16 protein-coding genes and 1 pseudogene are annotated in these 15,362 nt (G+C 71.5%); 12 read left to right on the forward strand and 5 right to left on the reverse strand.

The window, feature by feature from the left end; translation table 11 throughout:
- Nucleotides 1-121 precede the first annotated feature (121 nt).
- The 4 genes from E5082_RS08875 to E5082_RS08890 form a co-directional block, all read right to left on the reverse strand.
- Nucleotides 122-1,294, reverse strand: a complete 1,173-nt coding sequence (locus E5082_RS08875) for a zinc-dependent alcohol dehydrogenase (RefSeq protein ID WP_135790740.1) — start codon at nt 1,292-1,294, stop codon at nt 122-124.
- Complete coding sequence (locus E5082_RS08880; RefSeq protein ID WP_135790741.1) at nt 1,291-2,229, reverse strand: SRPBCC family protein; 939 nt, start codon at nt 2,227-2,229, stop codon at nt 1,291-1,293. The genes E5082_RS08875 and E5082_RS08880 overlap by 4 nt, the downstream gene beginning before the upstream one ends.
- Nucleotides 2,230-2,541: 312 nt before the next feature.
- The gene (locus E5082_RS08885; protein ID WP_135790742.1) at nt 2,542-3,159 is read right to left on the reverse strand and encodes a phosphatase PAP2 family protein; all 618 of its coding nucleotides are present in this window, start codon (nt 3,157-3,159) and stop codon (nt 2,542-2,544) included.
- Nucleotides 3,159-3,833, reverse strand: coding sequence for a DedA family protein (locus E5082_RS08890; protein WP_135790743.1), 675 nt, complete (start codon nt 3,831-3,833; stop codon nt 3,159-3,161). Before E5082_RS08890 ends, E5082_RS08885 begins: the two co-directional genes overlap by 1 nt.
- 150 nt (nt 3,834-3,983) lie before the next feature.
- Here E5082_RS08890 and E5082_RS08895 point away from each other — a divergent pair, with 150 nt between their 5' ends.
- The 5 genes from E5082_RS08895 to E5082_RS08915 all read left to right on the forward strand — a co-directional run bounded on the left by E5082_RS08895 (nt 3,984) and on the right by E5082_RS08915 (nt 8,165).
- Nucleotides 3,984-4,355, forward strand: coding sequence for a BlaI/MecI/CopY family transcriptional regulator (locus E5082_RS08895; protein WP_135790744.1), 372 nt, complete (start codon nt 3,984-3,986; stop codon nt 4,353-4,355).
- Nucleotides 4,352-5,293: a M48 family metalloprotease gene (locus E5082_RS08900; protein WP_135790745.1), complete on the forward strand. Its 942-nt coding sequence runs from the start codon at nt 4,352-4,354 to the stop codon at nt 5,291-5,293. The genes E5082_RS08895 and E5082_RS08900 overlap by 4 nt, the downstream gene beginning before the upstream one ends.
- Nucleotides 5,294-5,458: 165 nt before the next feature.
- Complete coding sequence (locus E5082_RS08905; protein WP_135790746.1) at nt 5,459-6,160, forward strand: phosphatase PAP2 family protein; 702 nt, start codon at nt 5,459-5,461, stop codon at nt 6,158-6,160.
- Nucleotides 6,142-6,804, forward strand: coding sequence for a response regulator transcription factor (locus E5082_RS08910; RefSeq protein WP_135790747.1), 663 nt, complete (start codon nt 6,142-6,144; stop codon nt 6,802-6,804). Before E5082_RS08905 ends, E5082_RS08910 begins: the two co-directional genes overlap by 19 nt.
- Complete coding sequence (locus E5082_RS08915; RefSeq protein ID WP_135790748.1) at nt 6,801-8,165, forward strand: sensor histidine kinase; 1,365 nt, start codon at nt 6,801-6,803, stop codon at nt 8,163-8,165. Before E5082_RS08910 ends, E5082_RS08915 begins: the two co-directional genes overlap by 4 nt.
- On the opposite strand, the gene E5082_RS08920 is transcribed toward E5082_RS08915, so the two are convergent.
- Nucleotides 8,140-8,970 carry a COG4705 family protein gene (locus E5082_RS08920; protein WP_135790749.1) on the reverse strand — a complete coding sequence of 277 codons (831 nt, stop codon included), beginning with the start codon at nt 8,968-8,970 and terminating at the stop codon, nt 8,140-8,142. The genes E5082_RS08915 and E5082_RS08920 overlap by 26 nt on opposite strands.
- A 129-nt stretch (nt 8,971-9,099) precedes the next feature.
- On the opposite strand from E5082_RS08920, the gene E5082_RS08925 reads away from it, so the two are divergent.
- The 7 genes and pseudogenes from E5082_RS08925 to E5082_RS08960 form a co-directional block, all read left to right on the forward strand.
- A complete protein-coding gene (locus E5082_RS08925) occupies nt 9,100-10,146 on the forward strand; it encodes a bile acid:sodium symporter family protein (protein ID WP_229918774.1) in 1,047 nt (348 codons plus the stop codon).
- 137 nt (nt 10,147-10,283) lie between these two features.
- Nucleotides 10,284-11,225, forward strand: coding sequence for an ABC transporter ATP-binding protein (locus E5082_RS08930; protein WP_135791190.1), 942 nt, complete (start codon nt 10,284-10,286; stop codon nt 11,223-11,225).
- Nucleotides 11,222-12,061, forward strand: a complete 840-nt coding sequence (locus tag E5082_RS08935) for an ABC transporter permease (protein ID WP_135790751.1) — start codon at nt 11,222-11,224, stop codon at nt 12,059-12,061. The genes E5082_RS08930 and E5082_RS08935 overlap by 4 nt, the downstream gene beginning before the upstream one ends.
- 202 nt (nt 12,062-12,263) lie before the next feature.
- Entirely contained in the window at nt 12,264-13,100 is an 837-nt protein-coding gene (locus E5082_RS08940) for a COG4705 family protein (protein WP_229918775.1), read from the forward strand.
- Between the two features lie 519 nt (nt 13,101-13,619).
- Nucleotides 13,620-14,273, forward strand: a complete 654-nt coding sequence (locus tag E5082_RS08950) for a CBS domain-containing protein (protein WP_135790753.1) — start codon at nt 13,620-13,622, stop codon at nt 14,271-14,273.
- 188 nt (nt 14,274-14,461) lie between these two features.
- The gene (locus E5082_RS08955) at nt 14,462-14,890 is read left to right on the forward strand and encodes a pyridoxamine 5'-phosphate oxidase family protein (protein ID WP_135790754.1); all 429 of its coding nucleotides are present in this window, start codon (nt 14,462-14,464) and stop codon (nt 14,888-14,890) included.
- Nucleotides 14,891-14,919: 29 nt separating this feature from the next.
- A pseudogene (locus E5082_RS08960) lies at nt 14,920-15,345 on the forward strand (CBS domain-containing protein); the annotation flags it as partial.
- Nucleotides 15,346-15,362 lie beyond the last annotated feature (17 nt).

A 15,362-nucleotide genomic window follows, 5' to 3' on the forward strand; every position in this document is an offset into this window, starting at 1 on the left:
GGAGGGAGGGGCTACGCCCTCGCAATCGGCCGACCGGGCCCGGCACCCGGCTCCCGGGCGACGCCCTGCCGGACCGGCCGGCGTCAGTCAGACAGGGCGCCGCGGTTCATCGGTGCGGCCCTCATGGCGAGAGGACGACCTTCTCGCAGCCGTCCTTCTTGTGCTTGAACAGGTCGTAGCCGGTCGGTGCCTCGGACAGGGGCAGCCGGTGGGTGATGATCCGGGTGGGGTCGATCTTGCCCTGCTCGATGAGACCCAGCAGCTGCTTCATGTACCTGTGCACGTGGCACTGCCCGGTGCGCAGGGTCAGGGACCTGTTCATCCAGGCACCCGCCGGGAACTTGTCGATCATCCCGCCGTAGACGCCGATGACCGACACCACGCCGCCGCTGCGGCAGGACAGGATGGCCTGGCGCAGGGCGTGCGGCCGATCCGTCTCGGAGCGGACCGCTTGCTTGGCGCGGTCGTAGAGGTGGATGTGGGAGGCACCGTGGGTGGCCTCCATGCCGACCGCGTCGATGCACTTGTCGGGGCCCCGGCCGCCGGTGAGTTCGAGCAGCGCCGAGCGTACGTCGGTGTCCTCGAAGTTGATGGTGGTGTAGCCCTGGGCGGCGGCCATGTCGAGCCGGTAGGGCTCCTTGTCGATCGCGATGACCTTCTCCGCGCCCAGGACCCGGGCGCTGTCCATGGCGAACTGGCCCACCGGACCGGCGCCCCAGACGGCGACGACGTCACCTTCCTGGATGTCGCACATGTCGGCGCCCATGTACCCGGTCGGCAGGATGTCGGACAGGAACAGCACCTGTTCGTCGGTGAGTTCCGGCCCGATCTTCAGGACGTTGGCGTCGGCGAGCACCACGCGGGCGTACTCGGCCTGGCCGCCGGCGAAGCCGCCGGTGAGGTGGGAGTAGCCGTAGATCCCGGCGGTGGGGTGGCCGAAGAACTTCTCCGAGATACCCGCGTTCGGGTTGGTGTTCTCGCAGCACGAGTACAGCTTCGCCTGGCAGGCCGCGCAGGCGCCGCACGCGATGGGGAACGGCACGACGACCCGGTCACCGACGCGCAGTTTGTCGCTGACGCCGGGGCCGACCTCGATGATCTCTCCCATGAACTCGTGGCCCATGATGTCGCCCTTTTCCATGGTGGGGACATAGCCGTCGAGCAGATGGAGGTCGGAGCCGCAGATCGCCGTCGAGGTGATCTTCACGATGGCGTCGCGGCTGTTGAGGATCGAGGGGTCCGGGACGTCCTGCACCTCGACGGAGTTGCGTCCGGTCCAGCAGTTCGCCTTCATGCCAGGGCCTCCTTCAGTTCGTCCTCGGTCAGCGGTCGGGCCGGGTGCTGCGGGAACTCGCCGCGGGCCCGCTTGCCGCCGGGTGCGCCCTCGGAGCGGACGACCTCGCCGACCTCCGCGATCTGCTTGAAGCGGCGCAGGTCGTCGTCCAGCTGCTGGTGCGGTTCTTCGCCGAAGTAGCGCGCCGCGGCCTGGCCCAGCGCTCCGCCGGGCAGGTGGTAGCGGAGGGTCACCCGGATCTCCGTGCCCCGGCCGCCGGGGGCGGGCACGAAGCGGACCTCGCCGGAGTTGTCGATGTCGGCGCCCTCCACCGACCGCCAGGCGATCAGCCGGCCGGCGATTTCCTCCGTGGTCTCGGCGTCCCATTCGACCGTCCTGCCGAACGGCGCGGTTGCCCGCCAGTGAGAGATGCCCGGGCCGGTGACGCGCACCTCCTCCAGGTGCGCCATGAACTCCGGCAGCCGCTCCAGGTCGCTCCAGAGGGCATAGACCTCGTCCGGGGGCTTGACGACGGTGGTGGCCCCGGTCAGTTCCATGGGGGTGCTCCTACGGGTGCGGGTCACGGCCGCGTAGACGTCCGTGGCTGTGAGGGCGGTGACCGCGGCGGTCGCGGCGACGGTGCGGCTGAGGCCACGCCCGTCGTGGTTCTTCAGGGCACGGGTCAGCATCGTCAGATCCATGACGTCGCCGCCGACGCGGGTCCAGAGCCAGGCGGGGTGCGGCCTTCCCAGCAGGCCGGCCGCCGCCGCCAGCTCGCGCACACCGACGGCCGTCGTGGCCGCGCGATGCCGGAAGCCGCCATTCACGCCGAGGGCGCGGGCGAAGCTCTCCGGGGCGGCGACCTGGGGCACACCCAGGAGCGCACTGGCCCAGCCCAGGCCGCGTACGAGCGGATCGTGCCGGAGGCGGGAGGTGGAGCTGGTGTCTGTCTGCATGAGTGCTCCTCACGTGCGGTGAGGTGAACGGGAGACGGACCACTTGAATGAAGGGTCATGCCGCCCGGACGGAACTTCGGCCCTCCGGCGGCGTGCCATGCGAGTCCCCTCCGGCCTCCGAAGCGAAACAGCCCTCACCGACCGACATTTCCGGGCTGCGGGCCCGGGGGCTGCCGGGCGCGCCTCGATCCATCGAGGGCCTGCCTGTGCGGGAGGCGTGAGGCCGGCCCTTCCAAGGGCGCAAAGTCCGAGCTCCGGCTCGCCCGACGCACGGGCGAGCCGGAGCTCGGACGCGAGATGCCCCCGCAGAGGTCAGGAGGCGACGAGCGGACGCAGTCGCCCCCGGATCAGCAGCCCGGCCAGGGCGTCGGCGCTCCGGCAGAGGGGCAGTGCGAGCAATGCCGCGACGAGCGCTCCCACAGCAAGGCCCGCGACGATGTCGTGCGGGTAGTGAGCACCGACCCACACACGGGAGGCCGCCATCGCCAACGCGCCGATCGTGGCGATCACACCGAGGCGGGCGCTGACGAACCACAGGGCCACCGCCGCGGCCGCCGCCAGGGTGGCGTGGTTGCTGGGGAAGGACCAGTCGCCGACGGCGGGACACGCCTCCAGCGTGATCACGTGCAGGGACTGGCAGGGCCGGTTCTCCCGCACCGCCTGCTTCAGCAAGGTGCTGGCGACGAACGCCAGCACGGTGAGCACGGGCGCGGCCAGCGCCTTCACGGCCTGCGCCGCGTCCCGGTGGCGGGCCTGCCACCAGCCGATCACCATCAGGAAGGCGAACAGTGCGAGCCCGTAGGCCGAGTAGCCCGAGACGAGCCAGTCCAGCCAGGAGGGCGCACGGTGCGCGGCGTCGACCACGTCGACATAGACCGCGCCGTCGATACCCGAGCCGTCGAACGCCTGAGCGGTGCTCGCGGTCTCCATCACGCGCCCCCGTTCGCACCGCGGGAGCGGCGGGAGCGCAGCAGCTCCAGCCCGACGGGGATGAGCGACACGATGACGATGACGGCGATGATCGGCAGCAGATAGCGGTCGACGTTCGGGACCGACGCGCCGAGGCCGTATCCCGCCAGCACCAGGCCGACGGTCCACACCAGCCCACCGACGACCTGCCAGAGGGCGAAGGTCCGGGCCGGGACGGCCAGGACGCCCGCGAGCGGGTTCAGTACGGTCCGCACGACCGGGAGGAAGCGGGCGAGCACGACGGCCTTGGCATGTCCGTACCGTTCGAGGATCTCCGCGGCCCTGTCGGCGGCCTCACTGACCTTGCGCGACTTCGTACGCTTGAGCAGGGCCGGGCCGGCCCGGCGGCCGAGCAGATAGCCGGCCTGGGCTCCGGTGAGTGCGCCGGCTGCGGCCGCGACGAGGACCCAGGCCAGGGAGAGGTGGACCGACCCTCCGGCGGAGCCCGAGGCGCACAGCAGACCGGCGGTGAACAGCAGAGAATCACCGGGCAGGAAGAACCCGATCAGAAGACCGGTCTCGGCGAAGAGGACCACGGCGATGCCGAGCGTGCCGAAGGTGGCCAGCAGCGACTGGGCGTCGAGGACGTTCACGGCGAGTTGGAGCGGGGGTGCTGCGTGGTGCGCGAGCGTCATCGGCGCTGGCCCCTTCGGTGGCGGCTGTCGGGTATACCGGACACGGACGGACCGGGGCCTCACGGGGGAACGAGGCGTCGACCCATTTGCGTCTACAGGACTGTAGTCGGTCTACTTCACTGTAGACGACCTGGAGGAAGGGAAGGTTCCATGACCGACGCAGTGGGTGAGCGCAGGCCCGCCGGCGAGCTGGAAGCGAGCGTGCTGGCGGCTCTGTGCGCGGCGGATCAGCCGCAGTCGGCCGCCGATGTGCGAGCCGCGATACCCCAGGAGCTGGCCCGCACCACGGTGGCGACGCTCCTCGCACGGCTGCACGAGAAAGGGGCAGTGGGACGGAGTCCGGGTCGGCGCGGCTTCCTCTACTTCGCGCTGGAGGACTCCCACGGCCTGACCGCTCAGCGCATGCACCGGGAACTGGACCAGGACGACGACCGCAGTACGGTACTGGCCCGGTTCGTCGAGGGACTCAGCGCCGCCGACGAGGCGGAGCTGAAGCGCCTGCTGGAGGGAGGCGGTCGTTGATCACCTTGCTGCTGATCCCCCTCCTCCTGCCCTGGGCCCTGGCGCCGCTGGCGCGCCGCACCACCCAGAGAGTCCGGCCCGAGATCGCGCTGTGGACGATCACCTGCGCCACGACCGCCCTGGCCGTGGGAGTCGTGGCGAGCCTGGGCGTCCTGCTGCTGCCACTGGCCCTGGCCTTTCCTCCGGCAGCCGCACTCGCGGAGCTGATCCGGCCGCTCACGGCGGGCCCGCGGCCACTGGTCCTCGGGGTATCGGCACTCGCCGTCGGCGCACTGTTCACGGCCGCTGTCCGCGTGGCGCACGGGACGGCGTCGGAGGTGGTGCGCCTGCGCGTCGTGCGTCGCCTCGTCCACGGCCTCCCGGACGCCGGAGGGCTGTGCGTCCTGGACGACCCCCGTCCTGACGCGTTCGCGCTGCCGGGCGGACCGGCCCGGCCGGACCGGATCGTCGTGACCACCGGCATGCTGCGCGCCCTGGGGCCCGTGGAGCGCGAGGCGCTGCTCGCGCACGAGCGTGCTCACCTCGCCGCCAGGCACCACCTCTTCCTGTGCCTCGCCCAGTTCGCCGGCTGGTGCCACCCAGCCCTGACCACTGTCGCCGACCACGTCTCGTTCGCCGCGGAGCGTGCCGCCGACGAAGCCGCGGCCCGGCGCTGCGGCGACCGCGGCACAGCGGCTCAAGCCGTCGGGCGCGCCGCCCTGGCGGCCAAGAGCGCCCGCGATGCCGCCGCCACTCGCACGCTGACCCCCGGCGCCGCCAGTGGTCCGGTCCCGGCCCGAGTCAGGGCCCTGCTCGCCCCCGCGCCCGTACGGCGGGTGGCTCCGGTTCTGCTCGCCATGCTCCTCGTCTGCACGGCAGCCGGGGCGTCTTCGCTGGCCGGAGCCGTCCGGCTGCACCAGGACGTCGAGGTCGCCCAAGGCGAAGCACCCGCCGACTGACGGGCGCCCGGCATCGCACCTTCGGGAACGACTCTCCCCTCCGCATCGTCTACTGTGTTGTAGACCGTCTACAGCTTTGTAGTCGCCGTGCGGGTCTGTGTGCTCACGTCGCGGTGCGCGGAGGAAGGGGCCCCGTCTCATGTCCACCTGTATCGACGCCGTCGCGTGAGGCACCGGGAGGCCGCGGATCTGGCCGGGAGCGTCGCGCTCGGAGTCTGGGCCGCCTTCGGCGTGCTGGCCGCAGTGGCCGTCGGCGGCAGAGGCGCGCCACTGGAGCTCGACCGCGATCTTCTCGAGTGGTCGCTCGACCACCGGCCGGCCACGGCACTGGCCCTGGCACGCGCGGTGACCGCCACCGGGACCGGCGTGCTCCCGTACGCGCTGGTCGTGGTGGCCGCCCTCGTGACGGGACGCACCGCCCGCCAGCGCCTCGGCGCCGCCCTGTTCGGCGTCGTCTGCCTGGGCACCGGCCAGGCCCTCCGGTACGGCGTGATGGAGCTGGCTCGACGGCCCCGCCCACCGTACGAGGACTGGGCGACGCAAGCCTCCGGCTGGGCGTTCCCTTCCGGGCACAGCACGACGGCCGCGCTCACGGCCGGACTCCTGCTGGTCGCGGTCTCGTTGCGCGCCCCACGGGGAAAGGCGGTGCTGTGGCTGCTCATCGGCTGCTGGGGCGCGGCTGTGGGGCTGAGCCGGGCCTACCTGGGGGTGCACTGGTTCACCGATGTCGCCGGAGGCTGGCTGTTCGCGGCGGGCTGGCTGGGAGTGTTCCTGTGGGTGGCCGCCCGGTGGCTGCCCGGCCTGTTCCTCGCGGGTGGCGAGCCCCGGCCGAGCACCGGGGAAGGATCATGCGGCCCAAGATCCTGATCGTCGAGGACGACCACGCGCTGCGGGACGCGCTGCGCCGTGGCCTGTCCGCCGACTTCGAGCCCGTGCCGGCCGCCGACGGCGCGACGGCGCTGCGCCTCGCCGAGACCGGCGTCGAGGCCGCGGTGCTGGACATCGGTCTGCCCGACTCGGACGGGCGGGACGTGTGCCAGGCGATGCGCGCCCACGGGTTCCGCGCTCCGGTCATCTTCCTGACCGCCCGGCACCACATCACCGACCGGTTGTCGGGCTTCTCCGCCGGAGGAGACGACTACCTGTCCAAACCGTTCCACCTGGCCGAACTCACGGCACGACTGAGAGCGGTGCTGAAGCGGTCCGCCGTCCCGCCGACGGTGTCGCACGCCGGCCTCGTGCTGGATGCCGTGAACCACGGTATGGCGAGCGGAACCGGTGCGCCCGTCACGCTCTCGCCGACCGAGTTCCGGCTGCTGGCCTCACTCGTCGCGGCTGGGGGGAACATCGTGCGCCGGCTCGACCTCGTACGCGCCGGCTGGCCCGAGGGCGCCTACGTGAGTGACAACACGCTGGACCAGTACCTCTCACGATTGCGTCGCAAGCTGCGGGAGGCGGGAAGCGGTCTGTCGATCACCACTGTCCGCGGGGTCGGGCACCGCTTGTCATGACACCTCTGGTACATCGACTCACCCCGCGCACCCTGCGGGGCCGGCTGTCCCTGGTGGCGCTGACCACCGCGGCGCTGATCATGACGCTGCTGACCGTCGTGTTCAACCTGGCCATCACCCGGCACCTGCGGGCCCAGGCGGACGCGGAACTGCGCAACCGGGCCGAGGCGGTGGCCACCACCGTCGACACCGGCGGCCCCCGGGCGCGGGTACGGGAGAGTGTGAACGACCAGTTGCTCGACACCAACGTGTGGATCTTCGCGGACGGCCGGCTGCTGGAGCGGCCGTCGGCCACGCCATCGCCGGCCGGCCGTCTCTCCGCCGTCGCGGGCGACATGGCCGGTACGAGGCGGGAGCGGTGCACGACCGTCGCCGGTTCGGTCCGCCTGTGCTCGCTGCCGATGCCGGGGGCCCACGCCGCCACGATCGTCACCGCGCTGAGCCTCGGCCCCTACCGCAGTTCGGCCGACGCCCTGCTGACGGCCTCCCTCGGCCTGGACGCCGTGATGCTCGTGTGTACGTACGTCCTGACCCGGCTGTCGGTCGGCCGGGCGCTGCGTCCCGTGCAGTCCATGACCGACCAGGCCGCCCAGTGGGGTGCGGTGGGGTCCGAGGAGCGCTTCGGGGCGGCGCACCACCCGGTCGAACTGGCCAGGCTGGGCGGCTCGCTGGACGTGCTGCTGGACCGGATACGTTCCGTGCTCCGGCACGAGCGGCAGTTGACCGGCGAGTTGTCCCACGAGCTGCGCACTCCGCTGACCCGCATGGTCGTGGAACTCGACTGGTGGCGGGCCCGGCCGCGGTCCGAGGCGGAGACCTGGACCACCCATCAGCGGCTGGCCGAGGCCGCCCGGACGATGCGCGGCATCTGCGACGCGCTCCTCGAGGACGCCCGCGAGCGGGCGCTGGACGGCACGAGCGTTCCCGGCACCACCGACGTACTGCCGGTACTGACACGCATGCTCGCGGACCTCGGCCCGACCGGCGAGGTCAGAAGCACGCTGCACGCCGAGGAGTCCGCCGTGTACGTGGCCGCGCCCCCCGCTCTGCTGGAGCGGATTCTCAGCCCCCTCCTGGCCAACGCCGTCCGCTACGCCCGCGCGTGCATGACGGTGTCGGCGCGCCGGACCGCCGACGGCGTCCGCGTCGACGTCACCGACGACGGCCCCGGCGTGCCCGAGCACTTCGTGGGCGACCTGTTCACTCCCGGTCGGCGCGCCGACCGGGAGGACGGGCACGACGGAGCGGGTCTGGGGCTGCCCCTGGCGAGACGACTGGCCCGCTCCGTCGGCGGCGAGGTCTCCTTCGACTCCGGCTACACATGTGGAGCACGCTTCACGATCGATCTGCCCGCTCGCTGAGCCGCGTGTCCTTACGGGTGACGCTCAGACGGATCACGAGTCCCAGGATCACGACCAGGAACAGAACACTCGTCACCACCGTGCCCAGGCCGAGGCCGCCGTCGGCGGAGGGCTGGGAGAGGTAGTCGCCGATGGACGCGCCGAGGGGGCGGGTCAGGATGTAGGCGATCCAGAAGCTCAGGACCGCGTTCATGGCAAGTGCGAAACGCGCGACGGCTATCCCCGCGATGGCCAGGGCGAACAGCACCGCGGCCAGCCAGTAACCCAGGTTCTGGCGTTCGGAGACCAGGTCCCCGGCCGCCGTGCCGAGGGCGAAGGTGAACAGGACGGCAAGCCAGTAGAACGCCTCCCTGCCGACGGTGTCGATGTGATGGATGGACAGAGTCCGCTCCCGCCTGTACCAGACCGCGAAGACGGCCGCGAGGAGTACGGCGAACACCGCGGTGCTGGTCTCCAGCGGCACTCCCATGTTGTCCGCGAGGTTGTCGCTGATCAGCGTGCCGACGACGCTGATGAGGGCGACCGCGAGCCAGTACACACCCGCGCGATAGGACCGGGTGCGGAACTGGGCGACGAGCACCGCCGCCAGCAGGGCACTCATCAGGACGGACACACCGGTCAGGCCCAGTCCCGCCTTCCCGGCCAACAGGTCGGCCGCCGTCTCGCCGACCGTCGTGCACAGCACCTTGATGACCCAGAAGTAGGCGGTGACCTCGGGGACCTTGTTCCAGCGCGGCCGGTGCCCGTCCCAGGTCGGACCGCCGGTCCCGGCGGAGGGAGCGGGCTCTGATGTCTCGTACGTCATGAGGCCGCACGGTGCCACTCGCCACCTGAACGAATCCTGACCGTCGCGCGCCACCGGACCCGGACCGCGCGGCGTACGCGCAGCATGGCAGCCCTGGCCCCTCTCCGCGATCGACGGAAGAAGGACGCGTTGTCCACGCGAGATCACGCATGCTTCCCGGCGGGCCGGGCCACGAGGTGGCTGCACCGGCGACTGGGTTCCGCCGTCACCGTGTCCTACGCGGCGGCGGTGCTCCTGCCCGGCCCCGGAATGTGGCTGCGCCACCCGCACCCGCTGCTCCCGGCCGGCGCCCTGGCGGTGTCCCCCACGCCGGCACTGCTCGGCCTCGTGCTCTTCGCCGCCGGCCTGCAGGTCCCTCTCGGGGCCGCGGGCGGACTGCTGAGACGTCCCCGCGCTCTGCTCGCCGGTCTGTTCCTGCGCCTGACCATCCCGTTGCTGACCATCCCGGTCGTGGCCTTCCTGCTGCGGCAGACGCCCGACACGGACGGCGGCACCGGGCTGGTCACGGCGATGGCCGTGATCGTGGCCATGCCGGTCGCCGCCGGTGCGACGGTGTGGGCGGGCAACGGCCGAGGCGATCAGCCGACCATGGTGGGGATCGTGCTCGGTTCGACTCTGCTCAGTCCGCTCACCGTCCCCCTGGTCCTGGACGCTCTGGGCCCCCTCCTGACCACCGCTAACGGACACGCGCTCATCGGGAGCCGCTCCGGACCGCAGGGTGGTTCCGCTCTCACCGCGGTGGTCCTTCCCTGCGCGGCCGGACTCCTGTGCCGACTGCTGCTGCCCGGCACCTGGGCGGCCAAGGCGGTGACCGTCGTCGTCCCCGCCGCCCTGGTCGGCTCCTTGACGCTGACCTATCTCAACGCCAGCGGTGCGCTCGGTCCGTTCCTCGCCCGTCCACGCCCCCTCCTGCTGGGGGCCGCGCTGGCGGCGGCCGGCCTCGTCTGCCTGCTGTCCTTCGGTGCCGGCCACGGGATCGCCCGGCTGCTGCGCCTCGACGCTCCCTCCGCCACTTCGTTTACCCTCGCGTGCGGCATGAACAACAGCAGCGCCGGCGCGGTCATGCTCACGGTGGCTCTGCCCGACAAGCCCCACCTGCTCATGCCGGTGCTCGCGTACGGGCTGTTCCAGAAGACGGCGGCGAACCGTGTTGTGCGCATGCGTGCGTCACGGTGAGCCTCTGTCCAGGAACAGGCGTGCGGCATGACAGCAACCTGAACAGGGCGACGACACTCCATGAGGCCCGGTTTATCCGCAGATCGATACGGCAATTCTTGTGCGACCCGGAAGAAGACGAGGAAAGCGGCGGACCAATGATCGACGCTCGGCGACTCACCAAGAGATACGGCGAGAAAACCGCCGTGGACGGCCTGGATTTCGTCGTGAAGCCAGGCACCGTGACAGGCTTCCTGGGACCCAACGGTGCGGGAAAGTCCACGACCATGCGCATGATCGTGGGGCTGGACGCCCCCACGAGCGGCACCGTCACGGTGAACGGATGCCGGTACGAGCAGCACCGAGCGCCGCTCCAGGAGGTCGGCACCCTTCTGGAGGCCAGGTCGGTCCACCCGGGCCGCTCGGCGTACCAGCACCTCAGGGCGTTGGCGCTGACCCACGGCATCCCCCGCCGGCGCGTCGACGAGGTTATCGGCGTCACCGGACTGGGCAGCGTGGCCGGGAAACGGGCCGGTGCCTTCTCGCTCGGGATGGGACAGCGGCTCGGCATCGCCGCGGCCCTGCTGGGCGACCCGCGGACGGTGATGCTGGACGAGCCGGTCAACGGGCTGGACCCCGAAGGGGTGCTCTGGATCCGCAACCTGCTGACCTCGCTCGCGGCGGAGGGGCGCACGGTGTTCGTGTCCTCGCACCTCATGAGCGAAGTGGCTCTGGTGGCCGACCACTTGATCATCGTCGGGCGTGGCCGGCTGCTGGCCGACACGACCGTGCGAGAGCTCGTGCGCGAGGCGGGCGGGACCACCGTGCGGGTGGCCGCACAGGACCCCGCGCGGCTGCGGGACGTGCTGGCGGGGCCGGGCGTGGAGATCACCGGGCAGGCCGGCGCGGAGGAGCTCCAGGTGACCGGGCTGTCGGCGCGCGACATCGGTCTGAGAGCGGCCGAGCACGGGATCGCCCTCTTCGAACTGCACACGCGCCAGGTCTCGTTGGAGGAGGCATTCATGGAACTGACCAGGGACGCCGTCGAATATCACGGCACCCCGGCCGAGGTCGTCGCGGCCGCCGGGGGGCCGGCGTGAGCACCCTCACCGAGGCCACCGAGGCACCGCCCACCGCGAACGGCCGTCCCGCCTACCGGGTGACCGCCCGACGTGTCGTCGCCTCGGAGTGGGCCAAGCTCTTCTCGCTGCGCTCTTCCTGGATCGTCCTCGGACTGAGCCTGTTGTTCGTCGTCGCCTTCGGGCTGATCGCCGCGTTCCGCTACCGGTCCGAGATCGGCTCCGGGCAGATGAACCAGGACTTCGCCCGCCAGAACGCCGTGGGCCTGTCCCTCTTCGGCGCGAACTTCGCCCAGTTGGCCCTGGGCGTCCTCGGGGTGCTGGTCACCGCCGGGGAGTACTCCACGGGCATGATCCGATCGACGCTGGCCGCCGTACCGCGCCGGCTCCCGGTGCTGTGGTCCAAGGCGGCCGTGACCGGGCTGGTCGCGCTGGTCGTCGCGACGGCGGGGGCGTTCGTGGCCTTCCTGACCGGCAGCCGGATCGTCGCCGGCACGCCCGCGGCGATGGGCTTCTCGCACGCGGGCGTCGTACGGAGTCTGCTGGGCGCGGGGCTGTACCTGTGCCTGGTCGCCGTGATCGGGACCGCTCTGGGTGCCCTCCTGCGGTCCGTGGCCGGCGCCGTCTCGGCCCTGGTCGCCGCGCTGATGCTGATCCCGGGCCTGATCACCCTGCTCCCGAGCACGTGGCGTGACGGCATCAGCCCCTATCTGCCCGGCAACGCGGGCGCGTCGATGTTCGCCGTCACCCCCGACCCCGGCACGCTGCCACCCGGCGCCGGTCTGCTGGTCCTCCTCGCCTGGACCGCGCTGGCGCTGACCGGTGCCGCGTATCGCCTGCGGCGCACCGACGCGTGATGACGAGCAGTGCGGCGCAGACGCGGAGCGGGTGAAACTGCCTTTGATAGCAGTCGTTCCTGGCGCCGACCGCAATTCCCGCCCCACCTTTCAGGTTGTGTTCAGATTCGGATCAACGCGGGGAAATACCTGCACCGGAATTGCCAAAGCGACGGCAAAGGGGCCTGGGAACTGCACAGTTGGGCGTGCGAGGGTGCGGATCATGAGCACAGAGCATGTCATCGGTCACCGGCCTTCCTCCCGGTCTCGCGCACGCATGGCCGAGCGCGCGAACAAGGTGCCCGAGGTGACCGTCTATTTCTGGGTCGTCAAGGTCCTCACCACCGGCATGGGCGAAACCGCGTCCGACTTCCTGGCCCGTCTTCTCGGACCGGTTCCGGCCGTGGCCCTCGGTGGCCTTGCCTTCACCGCCTCACTCGCCCTCCAGTTCGCCGTGCGCCGGTACGTGGCCTGGATCTACTGGACCGCGATCGTGATGGTCAGCGTGTTCGGCACGATGACCGCGGACGTTCTCCACGTCGCTCTCGGCGTCCCTTACACCCTGTCCACACCGCTGTTCGTCATGGCCCTGGGCGCGGTCTTCGCCCTGTGGCACGCGCGCGAGCGCACCCTGTCGATCCACTCCATCCGAACCCGCCGCCGCGAGACCTTCTACTGGGCAGCCGTTCTCGCCACCTTCGCCCTCGGCACCGCGGCCGGAGACCTCACGGCCTCCTCGGGTCTGGGCTACCTGGGATCGATCGCCCTGTTCGGAGTGGCGATCGCGGTCCCGGCCGTCGCACACCGCATGGGCCTCCTCGGCGCGGTGACCGCGTTCTGGACGGCGTACGTACTGACCCGCCCCCTCGGCGCGTCGATCGCCGACTGGATGGCCGCGTCCCCCGCCCACGGCGGCCTCGGCTGGGGCGTCGGCCCGGTCACGGTGTCCTGGACCGTGGCGATCCTCGGCTTTGTCGGTTACCTGACGATGTCCCGCCGGGACACCGGGAGTCGGCGGACCACCGGTCAGCCCGTCACCCTGGACGCGGACCGGCCCTGAGCGTGCCCGGCGGCGGGGGCGATTGTCACGGCACAGACAACGGTGCGAGTCGCGTGCCCTTCGCTCGCTCAGGTCCTCCGGTCCATGAGCCTTTGCCTCCGCCGCTCACGGCCGCCTGGTACCCCGATGGTCATCCGGAAGAGGCAGAACGAGGGTGAAGCAGGTTCGGCCGGCCGTGCCGGCGGCCTCCGCCCGGCCCTCATGGGCCCGCGCGACGGCGTCCACGATGGCCAGTCCGAGCCCGGTGGAACCCGTGGCACGAGCGCGGGAGGTGTCGCCCCGGCCGCGGGCGGCCGATCCGGAAGCCGCGCTCACCTCGCTGCGAGCGCTCTGACGAAGGCGGAGCCCCGCTCCCGCACGGGCGTCACGCCGGGCGTGTGCGGGCCGAAGGTCCCGGCTCGGGGCCGAGTGTCCCGTGGTGGAGGACCCGGGCGGCGCGCACGCTGGGATCAGAGCCGATGGAGAGGACCGGCCGTCCGTCAGACCGGGCACCGAGGAGCTCGGCACGAGGAGTTGACCATGACTGGCACCCCGCACCGGGTGAGCGACGTGATGACGCGTGCGGTCGTCGCGGTGAGTCGCCACACCCTGTTCAAGGACATCGTCGAGCGCATGGAACAGTGGCAGGTCAGCGCCCTGCCGGTGCTGGAAGGGGACGGCCGGGTGATCGGTGTGGTCTCCGAGGCCGATCTGCTGCCCAAGGAGGAGTTCCGCAGCGGCGTCCCGGACCGGCTCACCCAGCTACGCCGGATGCCGGACCTGGCCAAGGCCGGCGCGGTGACGGCCGGGGAACTGATGACCACTCCGGCCGTCACCGTCCACGCCGACGCCACCGTCGCCGAGGCGGCGCGCATCATGGCCGTCAAGCGGGTGAAGCGGCTGCCGGTGGTGACGTCCGAGGGGCTGCTCGACGGCGTCGTCAGCCGGGGCGACCTCCTCAAACTGTTCCTGCGGCCGGACTGGGATCTCGCCGACGAGATCCGCCGCGACGTCGTCGACGTCCTCTTCCCGGCCCCGGTCGAACCCGTGCACATCGTGGTCGACGAGGGTGTCGTCACGGTGACCGGCCGGGTCGGGAACGCGGCCTCCATCGGTGTGGCGGCCCGCATGATGCGTGGGGTGGAGGGCGTGGTGGGCGTGGACTGCCGGCTCACCGCGGCCGACGCCGGGTGAGGGGACGAGGGACACCCGGCCCCCTGACCGGGCCCGACCGGCACTCGGACACACGTCCGCCGCGGAGGACAGTGGAATCACCAACAGGTGCATTGCCCGCACCGCGAAATGGCTCCGTCGGCCTACCGGATCGATTCCCCGAGTTCCACGGGTCGCCGTAGGAGCCACTCACAGCCGGGAAGAGACACATGGCCCGCGATCACGCTCCCCCACGCCGACCCGTCGAGCTCGGACCGGCCGAGGCGCTGCGGCTGTTGGCCGGCGTGACGTTCGGAAGACTCGTCTTCACCCGGCAGGCCTTGCCCAGCGTCCGCCCGGTCGGTCACCTGCTGGACGACGGCGACATCGTGATCCGGACCCACGAGGGCGCCGCCCTCACGCCGCACGGTGAGGGGTCCGACGGCCGTGGTGTCGTCGTCGCGTATCAGGCCGACTGCATCGACGCGGCCACTCACCTCGGCTGGAGCGTGGTGGTCGTGGGCTACGCGCGCCTGGTGACCGCCCCCGACGAGATCGAGCGCGTACGGGCACGTCTGGAGGCGTGGGAGCCATGGCACGACACGGAGCAAGTGGCGCGTATCCGCCCCGAGTTGATCACGGGCTTCCGCCTCGGCTGAGCCCGGTTCGCCGCGCAAGGGAGACACTCATGGACAGCAGCCGGTACCGAGTGGACGACGTCATGACCCGGGCCGTGGTCGGCGTAGGACGAAACGCCTTGTTCAAGGACATCGTGGAGCGCATGGAGCGGTGGCATGTCAGTGCTGTTCCGGTCCTGGAGGGAGACGGCCGGGTGGCCGGGGTGGTGTCGGAGGCGGACCTGCTGCCCAAGGAGGAGTTCTGGGACAACAACCCGGCCGCGTTCACCCGTCTGCATCGGGGTGCCGATCTGGCGAAGGCGGGGGCCCGGACGGCCGAGCGGCTGATGAGCGCTCCGGCCGTCACCGTCCGCTCCGGCGCACCGGTGGCCGACGCCGCACGGATCATGGCAGAGCGGCACGTCAAGCGCCTGCCGGTCGTGGACGCCGGGGGCGTCCTCGTGGGCGTGATCAGTCGCAGGGACCTGCTCGGAGTCCTGCCCGGACTGTCGTC

Source organism: Streptomyces griseoluteus (assembly GCF_004784465.1).
Classification (GTDB): Bacteria; Actinomycetota; Actinomycetes; order Streptomycetales; family Streptomycetaceae; genus Streptomyces; species Streptomyces griseoluteus.